The organism is Paenibacillus sp. KS-LC4 (assembly GCF_036894955.1).
Lineage (GTDB): Bacteria > Bacillota > Bacilli > Paenibacillales > Paenibacillaceae > Pristimantibacillus.
The window spans coordinates 1841836-1861962 of sequence record NZ_CP145905.1; the positions used below are offsets into that span (position 1 = coordinate 1841836).

Annotated in this window: 16 protein-coding genes and 1 tRNA gene; 16 read left to right on the forward strand and 1 reads right to left on the reverse strand. The window is 48.5% G+C overall.

Features of this window, described 5'->3' with window-relative positions; genetic code table 11:
• Nucleotides 1–59: 59 nt before the first annotated feature.
• On the forward strand, nucleotides 60–1634 hold the full coding sequence (locus V5J77_RS07920; protein ID WP_338555235.1) for a trypsin-like peptidase domain-containing protein: 1575 nt from the start codon (nucleotides 60–62) through the stop codon (nucleotides 1632–1634).
• Between the two features lie 163 nt (nucleotides 1635–1797).
• Here the strand turns inward: V5J77_RS07920 and V5J77_RS07925 are convergent.
• Nucleotides 1798–1871: transfer RNA gene (locus tag V5J77_RS07925), tRNA-Arg, on the reverse strand.
• A gap of 211 nt (nucleotides 1872–2082) precedes the next feature.
• On the opposite strand from V5J77_RS07925, the gene V5J77_RS07930 reads away from it, so the two are divergent.
• From V5J77_RS07930 to cobA, 15 genes are all read left to right on the forward strand, one after another.
• The gene (locus V5J77_RS07930; protein WP_338555236.1) at nucleotides 2083–3072 is read left to right on the forward strand and encodes a hypothetical protein; all 990 of its coding nucleotides are present in this window, start codon (nucleotides 2083–2085) and stop codon (nucleotides 3070–3072) included.
• Between the two features lie 88 nt (nucleotides 3073–3160).
• On the forward strand, nucleotides 3161–4468 hold the full coding sequence (gene tig, locus V5J77_RS07935) for a trigger factor (RefSeq protein WP_338555237.1): 1308 nt from the start codon (nucleotides 3161–3163) through the stop codon (nucleotides 4466–4468).
• Between the two features lie 218 nt (nucleotides 4469–4686).
• Nucleotides 4687–5271 (forward strand): ATP-dependent Clp endopeptidase proteolytic subunit ClpP, encoded by a 585-nt coding sequence (gene clpP / locus V5J77_RS07940; protein WP_056039867.1) that lies wholly within the window; start codon nucleotides 4687–4689, stop codon nucleotides 5269–5271.
• Nucleotides 5272–5294: 23 nt separating this feature from the next.
• Complete coding sequence (gene clpX, locus V5J77_RS07945; RefSeq protein WP_046229405.1) at nucleotides 5295–6551, forward strand: ATP-dependent protease ATP-binding subunit ClpX; 1257 nt, start codon at nucleotides 5295–5297, stop codon at nucleotides 6549–6551.
• A 94-nt stretch (nucleotides 6552–6645) separates the two neighbouring features.
• A complete protein-coding gene (ispG, locus tag V5J77_RS07950) occupies nucleotides 6646–7758 on the forward strand; it encodes a flavodoxin-dependent (E)-4-hydroxy-3-methylbut-2-enyl-diphosphate synthase (protein WP_338555238.1) in 1113 nt (370 codons plus the stop codon).
• A 120-nt stretch (nucleotides 7759–7878) separates the two neighbouring features.
• Entirely contained in the window at nucleotides 7879–9582 is a 1704-nt protein-coding gene (gene lonB / locus V5J77_RS07955) for an ATP-dependent protease LonB (protein ID WP_338555239.1), read from the forward strand.
• A gap of 37 nt (nucleotides 9583–9619) precedes the next feature.
• On the forward strand, nucleotides 9620–12151 hold the full coding sequence (gene lon / locus V5J77_RS07960) for an endopeptidase La (RefSeq protein ID WP_338555240.1): 2532 nt from the start codon (nucleotides 9620–9622) through the stop codon (nucleotides 12149–12151).
• Complete coding sequence (gene yihA / locus V5J77_RS07965; protein WP_046229401.1) at nucleotides 12148–12735, forward strand: ribosome biogenesis GTP-binding protein YihA/YsxC; 588 nt, start codon at nucleotides 12148–12150, stop codon at nucleotides 12733–12735. The genes lon and yihA overlap by 4 nt, the downstream gene beginning before the upstream one ends.
• Before the next feature lie 275 nt (nucleotides 12736–13010).
• Nucleotides 13011–13601, forward strand: a complete 591-nt coding sequence (locus V5J77_RS07970; RefSeq protein ID WP_338555241.1) for a non-ribosomal peptide synthetase module — start codon at nucleotides 13011–13013, stop codon at nucleotides 13599–13601.
• A gap of 500 nt (nucleotides 13602–14101) precedes the next feature.
• Complete coding sequence (gene speD / locus V5J77_RS07975) at nucleotides 14102–14500, forward strand: adenosylmethionine decarboxylase (protein ID WP_338555242.1); 399 nt, start codon at nucleotides 14102–14104, stop codon at nucleotides 14498–14500.
• A gap of 188 nt (nucleotides 14501–14688) precedes the next feature.
• The gene (gene hemA, locus V5J77_RS07980) at nucleotides 14689–16071 is read left to right on the forward strand and encodes a glutamyl-tRNA reductase (protein WP_338555243.1); all 1383 of its coding nucleotides are present in this window, start codon (nucleotides 14689–14691) and stop codon (nucleotides 16069–16071) included.
• A gap of 46 nt (nucleotides 16072–16117) precedes the next feature.
• Complete coding sequence (ccsA, locus tag V5J77_RS07985) at nucleotides 16118–16930, forward strand: cytochrome c biogenesis protein CcsA (protein WP_338555244.1); 813 nt, start codon at nucleotides 16118–16120, stop codon at nucleotides 16928–16930.
• Between the two features lie 16 nt (nucleotides 16931–16946).
• Nucleotides 16947–17591, forward strand: coding sequence for a bifunctional precorrin-2 dehydrogenase/sirohydrochlorin ferrochelatase (locus tag V5J77_RS07990; protein ID WP_338555245.1), 645 nt, complete (start codon nucleotides 16947–16949; stop codon nucleotides 17589–17591).
• A complete protein-coding gene (hemC, locus tag V5J77_RS07995; protein WP_338555246.1) occupies nucleotides 17592–18563 on the forward strand; it encodes a hydroxymethylbilane synthase in 972 nt (323 codons plus the stop codon).
• Nucleotides 18564–18565: 2 nt separating this feature from the next.
• Nucleotides 18566–20116, forward strand: coding sequence for a uroporphyrinogen-III C-methyltransferase (gene cobA, locus V5J77_RS08000; protein WP_338555247.1), 1551 nt, complete (start codon nucleotides 18566–18568; stop codon nucleotides 20114–20116).
• Nucleotides 20117–20127: the final 11 nt, after the last annotated feature.

A 20127-nucleotide genomic window follows, 5' to 3' on the forward strand; every position in this document is an offset into this window, starting at 1 on the left:
GGCATTGTTGTAATATACTTCAATAAGCAGGAAGCACATAAACCGGAGGGATGTTTGCATTGAAGAAAATAGTATTTTTTATCCTTATGATTTCGTTATTTATTCCAAGTGCTGCAACAAGTTATGCAGCAGAAGGGAAATGGAAAGTATATTTGGATGGTACAGAACTGTCATTCAGTAATTCTCCATTTGTTAGTGAAGGCACTACGCTTGTGCCCTTCCGCAATTTGTTTGAAGCATTAGGGGCCACAATTAGCTACAATGGCAAGACGAAAACGATTAATGCGAAAAAAGATCTTACAGAAATTATTTTAACGATTAATAATCCAGTAGCTTATTCAAATGGGGCATCCTTTAAATTAAATGTAGCTCCTAAGGCGATATCGGGTGTTACATATGTGCCGCTTCGTTTTGTAAGTGAAACGTTGGGCTACGGCATTGAAGTGAAAAGCAAAAACATATATTTAAATGCTGGCAGTACAGCGACGGAAACTCCTGCTGCGACTACTACGCCAGCACCTACTCCAACTCCAACTGATCCTGCTAAAACGCAAGATATGACGATTGAACAAATAGGCGAGCTGTCCGATAGAGTTGTGTATATTGAGGTAGTTGATCAAAATAATAAAGCAATCGCAAGCGGAAGCGGCGTTATTGTCGGAGCAAAGGGCGAAATTATTACCAATTATCATGTTATTGAAGGCGCTCATAAAGCGGTTATTTATACAAGTGATGAAGTGAAATATGTGTCCAGCACGGTATTGAATGCCGATAAGGATAGAGATCTGGCTTTGATCAAAATAGATTCGTCTAATTTGAGCTTGCCAACCGTTACGATTGGGGATTCCTCCAAGCTGAAATTGGGCGAAACGGTTGTGGCAATCGGGTCCCCGCTTGGCTTCACAAACTCGCTTACTTCAGGTGTTGTTAGTACGAAGAACAGAACAGTTGACGGGCAAAATTATATCCAAATTTCTACGCCAATAGATCATGGGAGCAGCGGCGGAGCCTTGTTTAACTTAAGAGGCGAGCTGGTAGGCATTACGACTGCGCTTGTAGAAAGCTCGGCAGCCATCAATTTAGCTATTCCTTCTACAGATGTGAGTACGTTTTTGAAAAAGCCTCAGCAATCTAAATCTTATACTGCGGCTGCGCCAGGAGAATCAACATCTGGAAGTACGCAAGCTGTAACGGTGAAACAAATTGAGAATTTTCTGAATGATGAGTATAGGTATATTACCCATGATGGTTTGGAATTTGATTTTACTTGGATTGTTTTGCTCACTGAGGATAAAGAAATTTCTGTCGGTGGTGTAATTGAAGATACTATTGTTTATACGGATTTGATGAAGCTTCAGAAAAAGGATGATATGGCTATACCAGATATTTTGTATTATGTGTCTAAAGAACTGTATGATCATCTAAAGGTTGAAGACGCCTATATTTCCTTGTATCTCTCGACTTACTCCAATACCTATCCGAGCCAATACCCTAAGGAAGAGATAGAGAGGAGAGGCTCGGGGTATAGCGTATTCCACAATTTTATTATTGGCACGGTTGATTTTAAAGAGAAGAAAATGTATTACAACTTGGATATATTTGGTAAAGGCGGCTTTATAAGTGTCCGAATTTAGCGGATGTCATCTATCTTCAAATGGTAAAAACAAAAGAGCGGTTTCTCAGATGAGAAGCCGCTCTTTTGTTAAATTCAAAGCAAAAAAGCAACGAAAGCGCACAAGTTAAAAAAACAGTGTGCTTTCGTTGCTTTAACTAGATAAAACGAATGGAATTGAAATACGTCCCAGGAGAGATTCGAACTCCCGACCGACGCCTTAGAAGGGCGTTGCTCTATCCAGCTGAGCTACTGGGACACGTAAGTATGAGTATAGCACGACGGGCTGCATTTATGCAATAGGCAATTTTGTGTTTCTACCTGAGCATGTTTGGGTAAAAAAGCCACATGAATTAATATACACATTTTCAATGTGCAGGGCAAGCTTTTTTTAAGATTATGCTCGCGGGTAAACGTATATTTTTATATTGCCCGCTTACGTGGTATAATCTATCGCAAGCAATGGACAGATGAAGCTGGAGTTTGACCGACAAGGTGGTGGTACCATTACAACTCCCAATGACTCGCATAATGAAGGCACAGGAAAAAACGTGTATTTGTTCCCGCGAATGTTGGATCAGTATCAAATTCAATTGACGCGGATGCTTGAAGCCGAGCAATATGGTGAAGCCAAGCGGCTGCTGCAGTTCCTGCTTTCCTGCGAAGGCGAGGACGAGCGTCACTATGAGGAATGGGAAAGCTTGCTTTCCTGGCTTGATATGGCTTTTCCGGAATATCACGTTCCTGGTGAAGAGGCGGCTTTAAATTCCGCAGAGCAGGAAGCCGATGAGCAAGCGATGCGTGAAGATCTGCTCAATCCTGCTGAGCAGGATGAAGGCTATGTGAAACAGGTGCTCTACATTATGAAGCATCACCCGATGATTGATCAGCAAATTTTAGCGCTGGAGCGGGCGGTATTCATTCGAGCAACCGAGGTGGACGATATCATTTCAAAGTGGCTCACCACAGCGTCAGACGTTCATCCTATCGTGCAGTTCAAGGCGCTGCAATGCTTGCGTAAGCGAGGAGCGGCCGGACGGCTCGTAATGGAGCGGCTAGGCGAGCAGGTGGAGCTTGAGATTGATGCGACGCCGCTCGCAATGGATGATTTTCCACAGCCCGTCAACCGCATTTTGGAGCGAGTGGAGAGCGTTACGGAGGCGGATGATCCATCGCTTCCACATTTTGCGAGAGAGCTTTGGAAGGATAGTCTGCAATTTTTATACGGCACGACCGCTTACACTTGGATGCTGCGGGATGATGAGGAGACGGTGGATTGCTACGCAGGAGCGCTGCATCAGACTTTGTTAATTACCGTATACGGCACCGTCAATGATGATGATATTCGAGATACATACGGCATTACAGAAGCACTTAGATTCCGTTACGAACAGGCCTGCCGGACGCTACGTCAGGTGGCCGTTGTACAGCAGCCAGGGGATGAAGATCCAGAGCCTTGATTAAAAGGCTCAATACTATTATAATAGAATGGTTTATGAAACGTGAAATCTACGGATGTATGCGTATTTTTGGAGGGGAAAGCATAAAATGAAAGCAACTTGGGAAAAAATAGACAAGAACCTCATCTCTATTGATGTTGAGGTTGGTGCTGAGAAAGTAGCAGTAGCACTGGATGAGGCGTTTAAGAAAGTCGTTCAAAAGGTTAATGTTCCAGGATTCCGTAAAGGTAAAGTTCCACGGGGCATGTTCGAATCGCGCTTTGGCGTAGAGAGCCTGTATCAGGATGCAATTGACATTTTGCTGCCTGAAGCTTACACAAACGCAATCGCAGAAAACGATCTTCAGCCGGTTGACCGTCCTGAAATCGACGTTGAGCAATTTGGCAAAGGTCAAACGTTCAAATTCAAAGCTAAAGTTATCGTTAAGCCAGAAGTTGAGCTTGGCGAGTACAAAGGCCTTGAAGTTACAGCTGCAAGCACAGAGGTAAGCGAAGAAGAAATCACAGCTGAGCTTGCGCGCCTGCAACAACGCCATGCTGAGCTGACTGTTCTTGATGAAGGTGCAGCTGAGAACGGCGATACAACGGTCATTGATTTTGACGGTTATGTAGATGGAGAACAGTTCGAAGGCGGCAAAAGCGAAGGTTATTCGCTGGAGCTGGGCTCGAATTCCTTCATTCCAGGCTTTGAAGATCAAGTAGTTGGCATGCAAATTGGCGACTTCAAAGATGTTGAAGTAACGTTCCCTGAAGCCTACCACGCTGAAAACCTTGCTGGTAAGCAAGCGGTTTTCAAAGTGAAGCTGCATGAAATCAAACGCAAAAGCCTGCCCGCTCTTGACGATGAGTTCGCTAAGGATGTCAGCGAATTTGATACGCTTGAAGAGTACAAGCAAGATCTTGCTGGCAAGCTGAAGGAAAAGAAAGCTAAAGATGCAGAGCAAGCGCTTGAAGTTCAACTCGTTGAAAAAGCAAGCGAAGCTGCGCAAGTGGAAATTCCACAGCCGATGGTTGATACTGAAGTGGATTTCATGCTTCGCGACTTCGAAAACCGTCTTCGCATGCAAGGCATGACGCTGGACCTGTACTACCAGTTCTCTGGTCAAGACGAGTCCGTGCTTCGTGAGCAAATGGCAGGCGATGCAGCAAAACGCGTTCGCAACAACCTAGTTCTTGAAGCCATTGCTAAAGCAGAGGGCGTCGAGATTACAGATGAGGATTTGACAGCTGAGCTTGAAACGCTGTCTGCTTCTTACAACCGTCCAGTTGAAGAGCTTCGTGAACTGTTCACGAAAAACGGCAACATCGACAGCCTGAAGCAAGATGTTCAACTGCGCAAAACAATCAAGCTCTTGAGTGATAACTGCAAGATCGTTGAAGCAACTCAAGAAGCTTAATCAAGCAACTGAATATAAGCATTAACCTGAGAATAAGGCACGTCTACCCACGTGCCTTATTTTCAAACTACATAATGGTACATTTAAGCGCGGGGCCGTTCTCCGTACATATCAAGCATCGCCGTTCGCATAAGGTAGTAGTGAAAAATGACAGTGAGCTTTTGGCGTGTTACAATAAAGCCATGAAATTAAGCCATAAACGAAAAGAGGTTGGTCGGATGAATCTGGTACCTATCGTAGTCGAACAAACGAATCGCGGGGAGAGGTCTTACGATATTTACTCGCGTTTGCTCAAGGACAGAATTATATTTCTCGGAAGTGCGATTGATGACGATGTTGCAAACTCCATCATTGCACAGCTGCTTTTTCTAACGGCCGACGATCCTGAGAAAGACATTCATCTGTACATCAATTCCCCTGGCGGTTCCGTTACGGCTGGCATGGGCATTTTTGATACGATGCAATATATTAAGCCGGACGTGTCTACGATTTGTGTAGGTATGGCTGCGAGCATGGGTTCCCTTCTGCTGACAGCGGGAGCCAAGGGCAAGCGTTTCGCGCTGCCTAACAGTGAAGTTATGATTCATCAGCCGCTCGGCGGTGTAAGAGGTCAGGCAACGGATATTAAAATCCATGCCGACTGGATTCTTAAAACGAAGCATAAGCTGAATAATATTTATGTGGAGCGTACCGGCCAGCCCTATGATAAAATCGACCGCGATACAGATCGCGATTATTTTCTTAGTGCACAAGAAGCGCTTGAATACGGCTTGATCGACAAGGTTATTACCACGCCGATATAAGATTTTGAAGAAGGGGTGATTCCATGTTTAAATTCAACGATGAGAAGGGCCAGTTGAAATGCTCATTCTGCGGCAAATCGCAGGAGCAAGTGCGTAAATTGGTTGCCGGTCCCGGCGTCTATATATGCGATGAATGTATCGAGCTCTGCACGGAGATTGTAGAGGAAGAGCTAGGTCATGAAGAAGAGCTGGACTTGAAAGACATTCCGAAGCCGCAAGATATTCGCGGTATTCTTGATTCCTATGTCATTGGACAGGAATTTGCTAAGAAGTCGCTTGCAGTTGCAGTTTACAATCACTACAAGCGCGTAAATTCACAAAGCAAAATCGAAGACGTTGAGCTGCAAAAGAGCAACATTTTGCTCGTTGGCCCTACAGGCTCGGGTAAAACGCTGTTGGCGCAGACGATGGCTAAAATTTTGAACGTACCTTTTGCAATCGCTGATGCAACCTCGCTTACTGAAGCGGGTTATGTGGGCGAGGACGTTGAGAACATTTTGCTCAAGCTTATTCAGGCGGCAGATTATGACGTTGAGAAAGCAGAGCGCGGCATTATTTATATCGACGAAATTGATAAGGTGGCTCGTAAATCCGAAAACCCTTCAATTACGCGCGATGTATCGGGTGAAGGCGTGCAGCAAGCCTTGCTGAAAATTCTTGAGGGTACGGTTGCCTCTGTACCGCCGCAAGGCGGTCGCAAGCATCCACATCAAGAGTTCATCCAGATTGATACGACGAACATTTTGTTTATTTGCGGCGGTGCCTTCGATGGTCTGGAGCAGCTAATCAAACGTCGTATCGGCAAAAAAGTGATCGGCTTCAATTCTACTGGCGAAGTACAGAAGGATTTGAAGGCTGGCGAATACTTGTCGATGGTATTGCCGGAGGATTTGCTCAAATTCGGTCTTATCCCCGAGTTTGTTGGTCGTCTTCCAGTTATCTCGACTTTGGAGCCGCTTGATGAGCCGGCTTTGGTACGGATTTTGTCCGAGCCGAAAAACGCACTTGTTAAGCAATACCAGAAGCTGCTGGAGATGGACAATGTCAAATTGGACTTCGAAGAAGGCGCGCTTGAAGCGATCGCTAAGGAAGCCATTAAGCGCAATACAGGTGCCCGCGGCCTTCGTGCCATTATTGAGGGCATTATGCTTGACGTGATGTATGAAATTCCGTCGCGCGATGATGTGAACACTTGCCTCGTTACGGAGCAGGCCGTTCGGGACAAAATCATGCCTGAACTGACAGCGAAGAAGGGCAAGAAGAAGGAAGAAAGCGCCTAAATAATATTCATCACCGTCACTGTTCCACCCGCTGGGCGGCTTCATAGCTCGCATCAAGAGGGTGGACTTTGACGTTCATGGGAGAGATCACTGTATGTACACACGTAAAGATACGGTGCCTGTCAAAGTCGGTAACTTGACGATTGGCGGCAGCGACGAAGTCATCATTCAAAGTATGTGCACGACCAAAACGGCAGACGTAGAGGCAACTGTTGCGGAAATACTTCGGCTCGAGGAAGCGGGCTGTCAGGTCGTTCGCGTGACCGTCAACAATAAGGAAGCGGCGGAAGCGATTAAGGAAATAAAGAAGCGGATTCATATTCCTCTTGTTGCCGATATCCATTTTGATTATAGGCTCGCGCTTGCTGCAATTGAAAACGGCATTGACAAGGTTAGAATCAATCCCGGCAATATTGGCCGCCGCGAGCGTGTCGAAGCGGTCGTTAAAGCCTGCAAGGAAAAGGGTATTCCAATTCGCATCGGTGTAAATGCCGGCTCCTTGGAAAATCACTTGCTGGAGAAATACGGCTATCCAACGCCTGAGGCAATGGTGGAGAGCGCCTTGTTCCACATCGGTATTTTGGAGGAGCTAGATTTCCATGATATTATCGTGTCGCTCAAAGCTTCCGACGTTCCTATGGCTATTGCCGCTTACAAAATGGCGGCGGAGAAGATCCGTTATCCGCTTCACCTTGGCATTACGGAAGCAGGCACGCTGCATACGGGCACGATCAAAAGTGCTGCCGGCATTGGCGCGCTGCTGACGCTTGGCATCGGTAATACACTGCGTATTAGCTTGAGTGCTGATCCAGTGGAAGAAGTAAAGGTAGCTCGGGAGCTGCTGAAAACCTTTGGACTTATTACGAATGCTGCAACGCTCGTCTCATGTCCAACTTGCGGCCGGCTTGATATTGACTTGTTCACTATTGCCAATGAGGTCGAGGAATATATTTCAAAAATCAAGGTTCCGATCAAGGTGTCAGTGCTTGGCTGCGCCGTCAACGGTCCTGGTGAAGCACGTGAAGCAGATATCGGTATCGCGGGAGCTAGAGGCGAAGGGATGCTATTCCGTTACGGAGAGCTGGTTCGCAAAGTTCCTGAAGCCGAGCTGCTCAGCGAGCTGAAGAAGGAAATTGATATCATCGTACAAGCTTTTGAAGAAACAGGAGAAATTCCTGGCCGCAAGCATCATACGCCTGCCTTATAAACATGGCCGTGCTGTTGTTCATGTGAACGACGGCACGGTTATTTTTCTCTCGATGAGGCAATACTACCAGTTATGAACTTTATTGCCGGATAGTGTGCCTTTGAGAGGAGCGGGTAACGTATGAGTTTAAGTATTATTTTGATGCTGATTCAAGTGTTTTTTGCAGTGGTTATCGGTTTGTACTTCTGGAATTTGCTGCGCAATCAAAAAACGAATCGGTCTGCGGTTGACCGGGAGTCCCGCAAGGAAATGGATAAGCTGCGCAAGCTGCGTTCCATCTCACTGACGAAGCCGCTGGCCGAGAAGACAAGGCCACAGGCGATGCAGGATATCGTTGGCCAAATGGATGGTCTGCGTGCGCTTAAAGCTGCGCTGTGCAGCGCAAATCCGCAGCATGTCATTATTTATGGCCCGCCGGGCGTTGGCAAAACAGCCGCCGCTCGCGTCGTGCTGGAGGAAGCGAAGAAAAACGCAGCCTCGCCATTTTTGCCTGAAGCGAAGTTTACGGAAATTGATGCGACTACCGCGAGATTTGATGAGCGCGGCATTGCTGATCCTTTAATTGGTTCTGTTCACGATCCGATCTATCAAGGCGCGGGGGCGATGGGAGTTGCCGGTATCCCTCAGCCGAAGGCTGGCGCTGTAACGAAGGCGCATGGCGGTATTTTGTTCATTGATGAAATCGGGGAATTGCATCCCGTCCAAATGAATAAGCTTTTAAAAGTACTCGAGGATCGCAAAGTATATTTGGAGAGTGCTTATTATAATTCCGAGGATGTTAATATTCCTTCGTACATCCATGATATTTTTCAAAATGGCCTGCCTGCCGATTTTCGTCTTGTAGGCGCGACGACACGTTCGCCGCAGGAGCTGCCTCCTGCAATTCGCTCACGCTGCATGGAAATTTTCTTTCGTCCGCTGCTTGCAGGCGAGATTGCTTCCATTGCCGAAAATGCGATTCGCAAAATTGGATTTTCCCCCTGCCCTGAAGCTGTAGAGGTTGTGCAGCGATATGCGACAAATGGCCGTGAAGCGGTAAACGTCATTCAGCTGGCAGCAGGTGTTGCTTTATCCGAGAAGCGGGACCGTATTTCGGCTGCCGATGTTGAATGGGTTGTGAACAGCAGCCAAATACCGCCGCGTCCAGAGCGGAAGGTGCCAGAAGCGCCGCAAGTGGGCATCGTTAACGGTCTTGCCGTGTATGGTCCGAATATGGGCATGCTGCTCGAGGTTGAGGTTAGTGCGATTCCGGCTGTTAGTGGTAAAGGGCAATATACGATTACCGGAGTAGTCGAGGAGGAAGAGCTCGGCGGAGGCTCGCGTACGCTACGCCGCAAAAGCATGGCGAAGGGCTCTGTCGAAAACGTCCTGACTATGTTGCGCCGATATGGTCTTAATCCGCAGGATTATGACCTGCATATCAACTTCCCGGGTGGAACGCCGATTGATGGCCCGTCAGCTGGCATTGCAATGGCGACAGCAATCGCCTCCGCGATCAAAAACGAGACAATTGACAATAAGCTGGCGATGACAGGAGAAGTTGGCATCCATGGCGACGTCAAGCCTGTTGGCGGTGTATTGGCGAAGGTCGAGGCGGCTTTTCAGGCAGGGGCGGACACAGTCATCATTCCGCGTGAAAACTGGCAGGCCATCTTTGCAGATTTAAAAGGTTTGAAGGTCATTCCTGTGGAACGTGTAGATGAGGTATTTAATCTGGTGTTCCCTTTAGGAAATACCGTCGTAAACGAAGTGGAAAACCACATTGCAAACGAGCGGTATATGGGGGCGGCTGTTCCCTATTTGCAGGCTGATTCCGCAGAATGATAAAATAAGGGAGACTTAAACATTTGGAGGTGCTGGTGTGGGACCCGGAAAAACGAAAAACCGTCGGCTGCCCTTGCTTCCGCTCAGGGGGCTACTGGTATATCCCAGCATGGTGCTACACCTTGATGTGGGTAGGGACAAATCGGTTCGCGCGCTAGAACGCGCGATGGTTGACGATCATATGATATTGCTTTGCTCGCAATCGGAAGTGAACATAGAGGAGCCTACCGAGGAAGATATATACAGAGTCGGTACGATTGCGAAGGTACGGCAGATGCTTAAGCTGCCAAATGGAACGATCCGCGTGCTGGTGGAAGGCGTCCTGCGCGCGGAAATTATGGATTATTTGCCGACGGAAGAATTTTATGAGGTTATGGTTAAGGAGTTTCCGGAAGAGGAAACAACAGACCCTGAGGTGGATGCGCTCATGCGCTCGGTGCTCAGCCAATTCGAGCATTACACGTCCTTGTCCAAAAAAATTACGCCGGAGACGCATGCGGCAGTCTCGGATATTGATGAGCCAGGACGCTTGGCCGATGTGATTACGAGCCATCTATCTCTTAAAATTAAAGACAAGCAAGAGATTTTGGAGACAATTGATGTCCGGCAGCGGCTTGAACGGCTGCTCGACATTTTGAACAATGAGCGGGAAGTGCTGGAGCTTGAGCGCAAAATCAGCCAGCGCGTCAAGAAGCAGATGGAGAAAACGCAGAAGGAATATTATTTGCGTGAGCAGATGAAAGCGATCCAGAAGGAGCTTGGCGAGAAGGAAGGACGCGCCGGCGAGGTTGAGGAGCTGCGCAGCCAGCTTGAGCAGGCTGATGTGCCTGACCAAGTGAGAGAGAAGATTGAGAAGGAAATTGACCGTTTGGAAAAAATGCCGACTACTTCAGCTGAAGGCGGCGTTATACGCAATTATATTGATTGGCTCTTATCGTTGCCATGGAGCAAGGAGACGGAAGACGATCTCAGTCTGTCCAAGGCGGAAGATATTCTTAATCAGGATCATTATGGACTTGAAAAGCCAAAGGAGCGGGTACTTGAGTACCTTGCGGTTCAGCAGTTGGTGAAAAAGCTTAAAGGACCGATTTTGTGCCTAGTGGGCCCTCCAGGCGTTGGTAAAACGTCGCTCGCCCGCTCCATTGCGAAGTCGCTGGGACGCAAATTCGTCCGCATATCGCTTGGCGGCGTTCGGGACGAAGCAGAAATTCGCGGGCATCGCCGTACATACGTTGGTGCTATGCCAGGTCGTATTATTCAAGGCATGAAGACGGCGGGTTCTAGTAACCCTGTATTTTTGCTCGATGAAATCGACAAGATGGCAATGGATTTCCGCGGCGATCCGGCGTCAGCTCTGCTTGAGGTGCTGGACCCAGAGCAAAACAATACGTTTAGCGATCATTTTGTTGAGGTACCATTTGACTTGTCTGGCGTTATGTTCGTCACGACGGCTAATGCCATGCATAATATTCCGCGCCCGCTGCTGGACCGAATGGAAGTGCTGTACATTCCCGGCTATACCGAGCTTGAGAAGCTGAAAATCGCTCAGCGCTATTTGCTGCCGAAGCAGAAGCGGGAGCACGGGCTTACAGATGAGCAGCTGCAGGTGAGCGAGGAAACGCTGCTTCAGCTTATTCGCGATTACACGCGGGAATCCGGCGTGCGGAATTTGGAGCAGCAAATGGCTGCGATTTGCCGCAAGGCAGCGAAGCAAATTGTGGCATCGGGTACAGTTCCATTAAAGGTAGAGGAAGCAGTTGTCCAAGATGAGCCAGCTTTGAATGTGCTGGAGGCTGCATTTGGCGAAGGCGAAGAAGCTGCCTCTATATCTGGGCGTCTGGAGAAGCAGCAAGAGGCTGCCTTGCAGTCTGAGCAGCTTGCAGAGACAGAGCAGCAAGCCGAGGTGAAGACGCTTCACGTTGATGTGGAGCTGCTCAAGGAATGGCTTGGACCAGCGAAGTTCCGCTATGGTATGGCTGAGGCCGAAAATCAGATCGGTGCAGTTACTGGCCTTGCCTGGACTGAGGTCGGCGGCGATACACTCGTTATTGAAGTGACCGTTATGCCAGGCAGCGGAAAGCTGACGCTCACGGGGCAGCTCGGTGATGTCATGAAGGAATCAGCGCAGGCTGCGTTCAGCTATACGCGTTCGAAGGCGCTGGAGCTTGGCATTGACCCGCAGTTCCATGAGAAAAACGATATTCATATTCATATTCCGGAAGGTGCGATTCCGAAGGATGGTCCGTCTGCGGGCATAACGCTTGCCACTGCGCTTATTTCGGCTTTGACCGGACGTTATGTATCCAAAGAGGTCGCGATGACAGGGGAAATCACGCTTCGCGGACGCGTCTTGCCAATCGGCGGTCTCAAGGAAAAATCGCTTGCCGCCCACCGTGCAGGCATTAAGAAAATATTGCTGCCGAAGGATAATGAACGCGATCTGCGCGACATTCCAGACAGTGTGCGGAGCGAGATAACGTTTGTCCCGGTCGGGCATATTGATGAAGTCCTTCTGCATGCGCTGCTTCCGGCCAAGACAGAAGAGAAAGCAGGAACACCTACATTATGAAGATTACACAAGCAGATTTTATTATAAGCGCGGTTCAGCCGCATCAATACCCGGAGGATGCCTTGCCAGAGATTGCTCTGGCAGGGCGTTCGAATGTTGGGAAGTCCTCATTAATTAATAAAATGATTATGCGTAAAAACTTGGCAAGAACTAGCTCACAGCCTGGCAAAACCCAGCAGCTTAACTATTATCGCGTCAATGACAGCATTTATTTTGTCGATTTCCCCGGCTATGGCTATGCCAAGGTTTCCAAAACCCAGCGCGAGGCTTTTGGCCAAATGATTGAAAGATACATTCGCGATCGCAAGGAGCTTAAGCTGCAATTGCTTATTATTGACATTCGCCATGAGCCATCGAAGGATGATCAGCTTATGTACAACTGGCTCAAGCATTACAATATTCCGACCTGCATTGTGGCAACGAAAGCGGACAAAATTCCTAAAGGCAAATGGGACAAGCATATTAAAATGATCAAGACGACGCTGCAAGCGGATCCTCGTGATAAGGTGGTGCTCTATTCCTCGGAGACTGGCCAAGGCCGCGATGAATTATGGAGCGTTATTACGGAGACGATCTCCACATAAGCGAGCAAGTGCGGCAACTTTTCACATAAAGAAGAGAATACAGGAAGATATGTGGGTCTCCTCGCATAATTTTCCCGTTTTTTCTGAAATATGCGAGAATTTCGGCACTGAGAGGCAGGAATAATTGGATGCAATCACGTATAATATAGGTAAGCGAGCGTGAAAGGGCGAATGGACATTAGAAGGATTCGTTTCAATTTCTCGTAAAGCGGGTATAGAAGAATAGAATTGATTGTAGCATCCAATTGCAAGTTTAAAGAATTGAGGAGATTTTTATGGCTCAGCGGCTAGCCACAGAGTATGTAAATGCCAAACTGCAGTTAACGAATGAAGAGATGACCCAATTTGTCCGTTTTTTTGATGATCAGCAGCTTCACCTACAAGTGATGGTGCTCGATAACGGCAATCAGGAGCTGGTTCTCGAAGACGTAGCAGGGAGGGAAGAGATCAGACTGATCTTTGAGCGTCAACAAGACCGTTACGTTTGTGTGCTCTCCTGCCGCCTTGTCCACCAGAAGCTAACCAATGCTATGCGTAAAGCTGTTTCAGCATTCCATGGGGACGCCGTTGTTAATCGCATTTACAGCCATTATACAATGACCTACCACTATATACAGGGTGCCGTTCGCAAAATCGTTGAAACAACGAAGAGCGGCGTACGTGTTGTATTCGAGTACAAGGATACGATCGGGCAACTGGAGCGGGTATTCCGCAGCCGTTTGATTGAACGCGAGATTTCAATGGTTAATAATGCGATTAATGAGCTGCTTGATCTTCGTAATCAGACGAAAAATCAGACTGAGATCGCTGCTATTGATGAGCGTTTGGCTATGCATACGCACAAGCTGTTTATGCTTGAGGCGTAATTAAGGTATTTATGACAAGCAAATAGTAGACATAAGCCTATAGGAATCGCAGCCGCGATTTCTTTTTTTTTAATTCTTAAGAAAGTATAAGTTTTATCCTTATATTCGCTTAGAATTCTCCGTCAAAGCTCTACGCTCGTCCCAGAAAGTCGACGAAGTCGTTTTTGCTTGATTTTCAGGAACGATTGCTTCCTCTGCCGTTCAAAGCATTTCGGCTGCTAATGGACAAGAAGGTGAGCGGACAATGCAGGTCAAATTTCTGTATTCAGTCCGCAGAATGCAAAAAATAATATGGCCAGCTGAAAAAAAAGGTTGCAATTCTTTCGGATAGATGTTATTTTTAATCTCGTTGAAAACATCGTTTAACACAATAATAGGAACCAGGATTCACTCAGGACATGGTTATGTTGCGAGAGATTATTCCCTCGGGAAGTGAATGACGTAGGTCCTAGCGGATGAAATTTTTAAACATTTTATTCCTAGGAAGGGGGAACCGGAAGATGGAATACTCAACTTTCGGAAGACACGTTGCTGTTGATACTTGGGGAGTAGATTTCGATCTGCTGAACAACGCTGAATTTTTGCAAGCCCAAATGGTGGAGGCTGCTGAAAGCTGCGGCGCTACTGTATTGTCGGTGCAATCCAAACAATTTGAGCCTCAAGGAGCAACCGTACTCGTGCTGCTGTCGGAGAGTCACCTCTCTATTCACACGTATCCTGAGAGAGGATTTGCCGCGCTTGACTGTTATACTTGCGGTGAAACCGTGGATCCGCAGGTGGCTATCGATTATATGATTGCTGCACTGAAGCCAACGACAACTCATGCGAAAAAGCTGATACGTGGTATGGGCGAATTGCAAGTTGAAGAACCGAAAATGAAACAAATCGAGCTCGTTTAAAGCTCTCAAATGTATGATACAGAAATAACCATGGAAGCTTCCATGGTTATTTCTTTGTATGATTAGGGAATAATGGATTTGTGGTTCAAACTTTATTCATAAATGAAGGAAGTATGAATGTCGAACTGTGCTATAATGGCGTAGACAGAAAGAACGCGGCAATTTGATAAGGGAGGCAGGTGAAACACATGCACATCATTACAGTAGGTCTTAACTACCGTACTGCTCCAGTAGAAGTAAGAGAACGTTTTGCTTTTTCGGAAAAAGAGCTGCCGGAAGCTGTCAAACAGCTTATGAATACAGACAGCATTTTGGAATGTGTCATTGTGGCGACCTGCAATCGGACAGAATTGTATGCGGTAGTGGACAGGCATCAATTATGCGGGCATCATATTCGCAGCTTTATGGAGCAGTGGTTTAACCTGCCAAGGAAAGAATTTACGAATCATTTATATATGTACGAGGATGAGAAGGCAATCGAGCATCTTTTCCACGTAGCGAGCGGTCTGGATTCAATGATTATCGGCGAGACGCAAATTCTCGGACAAGTGAAGGATGCTTTCGCATTAGCCCAGCAGCAGAAAGCGACGGGAACGCTTTTCAATATGTTGTTTAAGCAGGCGATTACGATGGCGAAGCGGGCGCATTCGGAGACGACGATTGGCGAATCTGCCGTATCGGTCAGCTATGCTGCTGTTGAGCTAGGCAAGCGGATATTCGGTCAATTTTCTAAGAAGACGGTCATGCTGATTGGGGCTGGCGAGACGGGTGAGCTAACCGCGAAGCATTTGTACGCGAATGGTGCTGATCGGGTTATCGTTGTGAACCGGACGTATGAGCGTGCTGTTCAATTGGCGGACAAGTTTAACGGAATAGCTTGCTCCATGGATGAAGCGATGAATAGGCTGCATGAAGCTGATATCGTCATTAGCTCGACGGGTGCTGATAACTTCGTGCTTACGCGCCAGGTAGTCGCAAGCGCCATGCAGCGCCGGAGATCAAAGCCGCTATTCATGATTGATATCGCCGTTCCAAGGGATCTTGATCCAACGATTGCAGCGGTGGACAACGTCTTTTTATATGACATTGACGATTTGGAGGGCATTGTGGAAAGTAACTTGGAACAGCGCCGCAAGGAAGCCGCCAAAATCGAAACGATGATTGCTCAGGAAATGAATCTGTTTGAGCAATGGTACAAAACGCTGGGTGTCGTGCCGCTTATTCGGGCGTTGCAGACGAAAGCAGCAGAGATTCATGAGGATACGTTCAACAGTCTGACGAACAAGCTCCCAGATCTGGAAGAGCATGAGCTTAAAGTAATTCGAAAGCTGACGAAGAGCATTGTCAATCAAATGATGCAGGACCCTATTTTGCGGATCAAGGAAATGGCCGGAGAAAGACGTGCTGACGAGGCGATGGACATGTTTGTAAAGCTTTTTGCATTGGAAGAGCAATTGGACAAGTCGCAGCAAGCTGAGCTTAAAGCGGAGGCTGCCGAGGCGGCTGCAGCAAAAATGAAAAATGCGCAATCACCTGCAGCTACGGCAGCATTGGCTTCTGCCCTTCGGTAGAAGCACGCTCTTGACAGACGCATAGGGCGGCGATGTGGAGGCATTTATGGCAACGCTAAACTGGTTGTATGACGCGATACTTTATGTATACGCCCTGAGCCTTCTGTTTTATTTCTCCGATTTTATGGACGCAAGCCGGAGAGCGAAACGGATGGGTACAGGGCTACTTATTTTTGTATGGATTTTACAGACGTTATTTTTGATTTCGCGAATCGTGTCGCACTTTGAAGTGGCGACGATATCAACCTTTGAATATTGGTTAGGGTTTTGCTGGCTCCTGGTTTCTATATCGCTTGTAATTAGCCGTTTCTTCAAAATAGAGTTTATTGTGTTTCTTGTAAACGTCGTTGGTTTTGCCGTGCTGGCCCTTAATCTATACAGCAAGCCGGGCAATGAGGCGATGTTTGCGATTTCTGCAACAGCAAGAGAGCTGCTAATTGTGCATATTAGCCTCGTGCTCGTTTCCTACGTGGCATTAACCATAGGCGTTATTTTCGCCGGGATGTACATTTTTCTGCATCGTGAGCTGAGGGAGAAGCGCTGGTCCAAATATGTGAGAAGGCTGCCAAGCCTTGATAAAATCGAAAGATATTCTGATCGCGCTGTCATTATCGGTGTTCCACTGCTTGCTTTGTCGCTGTCGCTTGCGGTGACGCTGCTGCTTATTGAGGGACGTTCGATGCTGCTGCTGGATTGGAAAGTGATTACTTCCTTCCTCGCTCTAATTGCATATATCATTTTTGTAGTTAACCGGTCGCTGCTTAATCGCACGAGTACGCAGCTTGCGAAGCTGCACATTATGGCGTTCAGCTTTCTAGTTCTTAATTTGCTGGCAAGCTACGTATCTAATTTTCATTAGAAGTTAGGTGATGTTTATGAACGGCTACTATCCGGTAATGCTAAAGCTTCAAGGAAGCCGCTGCATCGTTGTGGGCGGAGGCCCTGTTGCCGAGCGCAAGGTGCTGGGGCTGCTTGAGGCGGGAGCCGATCAGGTGACGGTTATTGCGCTTGTTTTTACTCCGCAGCTAGAGGAGCTTGCGCGTACTGGTCATATCGAGGCGGAAGCGAGAGCTTATGCGAGCGAGGATGCGAAGGCGGCACGGCTTCTTTTTGCCGCTACGGATCAGGCCGAGCTGAATCGCCAAATTATGCTGGATGGCGAGCAAGCTGGCATCTGGGTTAATCGTGCAGATGAGGCAGGGGAAGGAACTTTTATTAATCCGTCGGTTGTGAGGCGCGGCGAACTGGTCATTGCCGTTTCTGCATCAGGAGCGAGCCCGGCGTTATCCTCTCGTATTCGGGAGGAGCTATCGAAGCAGTATGGCTCGGAATATATAGGCAGTACAGCTAGGCTGAAGGAGCTTCGTGAACGGGTGAAGCTCACCATAGCCGACCATAGGCTGCGACGCGAGGTGTTGAAGCTTGCAGCGCACGAAGCGCCATGGCAAGGCGAGGAAGACGGCGATTTAGACGGCTGGATTAGGCGGCTCATCGCAGCAACTGACAGGAGGAATACATAAATGACAGCACACATTAAGGAAAAGCGTACCATAATCGTAGGGACCCGCCAAAGTGCACTGGCGCTTACACAAACAGGGCAAGTGATTGACGAGCTTAAACGAATCAGTGAGCAGCATGGCTTCGACTATTCGTTCGAAATTCGAAAAATCGTCACAAAAGGCGATCAAATTCTCGATGTGACGTTATCGAAGGTTGGCGGAAAAGGATTGTTCGTAAAGGAGATCGAGCAAGCGCTGCTGGATGGCGAAATTGATATGGCGGTCCATAGCATGAAGGATATGCCATATGAGCTGCCTGAGGGGTTAGTGAATGGGGCGATTCCGAAGCGCGTTGATCCGCGCGATTGCCTCATTATGAAGCAGGGAGACAGTCTCGCTGCTTTGCCGCAGGGCGCAAAAGTTGGAACGAGCAGCCTGCGCCGCTCATCTCAGCTCAAAAATCTGCGTCCCGACTTAGTTGTACAATCCATTAGAGGCAACATTGATTCCCGTATTCGCAAGCTGGAAACGGAAGGGTTCGATGCCATCGTTCTTGCAGCCGCTGGTCTCAGCAGAATGGGCTGGGAAAACCGTATATCTGCCTTTTTGCAGGAGGACGTATCGGTGCCGGCTGTTGGGCAAGGTGCGCTTGGTATAGAATGCCGAGGAAATGACGGACAGATTCGCGAGCTGCTTGATTTATTTAATGATGCCGAAACCGCTTATGCGGTTCGGGCCGAGCGGAGCTTTCTTGGCGCGCTTAATGGCGGCTGCCAAATTCCGATTGGCGCACATGCCGTTGTGTGTAAAGGGGCAGACGGTACGCTGGAAGGCGCGGAGCTTATGCTAACTGGAATTGTAGGCTCGGCGGATGGAGAAGTGCTGCTGAAGGAAATCAAGAGGGGCAGCGATCCAGAGGCGCTGGGTAAGGAAGTGGCCGCAGCGCTTATTGCAAGAGGAGCGGACCGCATTTTAGCGGAAATCGGGGGATAGCCATGATGGGGAAAGGTATCGTTTATTTGGTTGGCGCGGGGCCAGGTGACGCCAAGCTGATTACGCTTCGCGGCTTGGAGTATCTGAAGAAAAGCGACGTTGTCGTCTACGACCGCTTGGCAAGCCCAAGGCTGCTTGCACATATGAAGCCGGGCGCTGAGAAAGTATACGTAGGCAAGCTTCCCGATCGCCACACGATGAAGCAGGAGGAAATTAACCAGCTGCTTGTGGACCTTGCTTTGCAAGGCAAGGTAGTGACGAGGCTTAAGGGTGGCGATCCGACGATTTTTGGCCGCGTAGGCGAGGAAGCGGGACTGCTTAAGGAGAACGGCATAAGCTTTGAAATTGTGCCCGGTATTACTTCTGCGATTGCTGTGCCTGCTTATGCTGGCATTCCGGTGACACATCGTGATTTCGCTTCCTCACTTTCAATCATTACGGGACATGAAAGCCCTGATAAGCTGGATCGCTCGATCTATTGGGACAAGGTAACGAATGCTACAGGAACGCTTATTTTTCTAATGGGCGTAGCCAAAATTGGCTATATTGCCAATCAGCTCATGAAGCATGGCAAGCTTGGCACGACGCCTGTTGCGTTAGTGCGCTGGGGAACGAGAGTCGAGCAGCAGACCGTTGTCGGCACGCTTGCTACGATTGAGCAAATGGTGCGGGAGGCTAATTTTCAGCCGCCAGCTGTCATTGTCGTTGGCGATGTAGTGCTGCAGCGGGAGCAATTGCAGTGGTACGAAAGCAAGCCGCTGTTTGGCACGCGCGTGCTTGTAACGCGAGCGAGAGCACAGGCAAGCGAGCTGGCTGACCTTGTAGATGAGCTGGGCGGCGAACCATGCGAATATCCTGTCATTGATATCCGCGAGCCTCAGGAGGCCTCAGCGGTCGCTACACTGCGTGCTGCACTTTCGGAAGCGGAGCAATATGGCTGGCTCATGTTCACGAGCGTAAATGGCGTGGAGTATTTCTATCGGTGGCTGCGGCGCTTCGGCATTGATATCCGGCGCTTCCATAAGGCGAGAATCGCCGCCGTTGGCCCGAGGACAGCCGAGGCGCTGGAAAATCGCGGGCTGACTGTCGAGCTGCTGCCAGCAAAGTTTCAGGCTGAAGGGCTGCTGGAGCAGCTTGCTGACGAGCTGCAGGCTGGCGAGCGGGTACTGCTGCCGCGTGGTGACTTGGCGCGTGAGGTGCTGCCGCGCGAACTGGCAGCCAAGGGACTGCTGCCAACGGAAATTGACGTATACGAAACCGTGCTTGCCGATACGCAGGATGATCAGGTGCTGGAATGGATCAACGAGCAGCAGATTCACATGATTACGTTCACCAGCTCCTCCACGGTGACGAACCTGCTGGAGAAGCTGCGCCGCAGCGGCATTAGCGATCCTGTTCAAGCGATTTTGGACATTCCGGCGATCAGCATTGGGCCGCTGACATCAGCTACGATGAAAGAAGCAGGCCTGCGTGTAGCCGCTGAGGCTGAGCAGGCGACAATTCCATCGCTTATTGATGCGATGATTAAGTACCGCAGTGCAGAACGGACATAAGGCATTATTTT

Bases quoted from the DNA above. Each gene is read 5' to 3' on its own strand.
- clpP (WP_056039867.1), top strand. From the start codon at position 4,687: ATGAATCTGGTACCTATCGTAGTCGAACAAACGAATCGCGGGGAGAGG.
- ccsA (WP_338555244.1), top strand. From the start codon at position 16,118: ATGGCAACGCTAAACTGGTTGTATGACGCGATACTTTATGTATACGCC.
- cobA (WP_338555247.1), top strand. From the start codon at position 18,566: ATGATGGGGAAAGGTATCGTTTATTTGGTTGGCGCGGGGCCAGGTGAC.
- hemA (WP_338555243.1), top strand. From the start codon at position 14,689: ATGCACATCATTACAGTAGGTCTTAACTACCGTACTGCTCCAGTAGAA.
- clpX (WP_046229405.1), top strand. From the start codon at position 5,295: ATGTTTAAATTCAACGATGAGAAGGGCCAGTTGAAATGCTCATTCTGC.
- lonB (WP_338555239.1), top strand. From the start codon at position 7,879: ATGAGTTTAAGTATTATTTTGATGCTGATTCAAGTGTTTTTTGCAGTG.
- V5J77_RS07990 (WP_338555245.1), top strand. From the start codon at position 16,947: ATGAACGGCTACTATCCGGTAATGCTAAAGCTTCAAGGAAGCCGCTGC.
- speD (WP_338555242.1), top strand. From the start codon at position 14,102: ATGGAATACTCAACTTTCGGAAGACACGTTGCTGTTGATACTTGGGGA.
- tig (WP_338555237.1), top strand. From the start codon at position 3,161: ATGAAAGCAACTTGGGAAAAAATAGACAAGAACCTCATCTCTATTGAT.
- V5J77_RS07930 (WP_338555236.1), top strand. From the start codon at position 2,083: ATGAAGCTGGAGTTTGACCGACAAGGTGGTGGTACCATTACAACTCCC.
- V5J77_RS07970 (WP_338555241.1), top strand. From the start codon at position 13,011: ATGGCTCAGCGGCTAGCCACAGAGTATGTAAATGCCAAACTGCAGTTA.
- ispG (WP_338555238.1), top strand. From the start codon at position 6,646: ATGTACACACGTAAAGATACGGTGCCTGTCAAAGTCGGTAACTTGACG.
- hemC (WP_338555246.1), top strand. From the start codon at position 17,592: ATGACAGCACACATTAAGGAAAAGCGTACCATAATCGTAGGGACCCGC.
- yihA (WP_046229401.1), top strand. From the start codon at position 12,148: ATGAAGATTACACAAGCAGATTTTATTATAAGCGCGGTTCAGCCGCAT.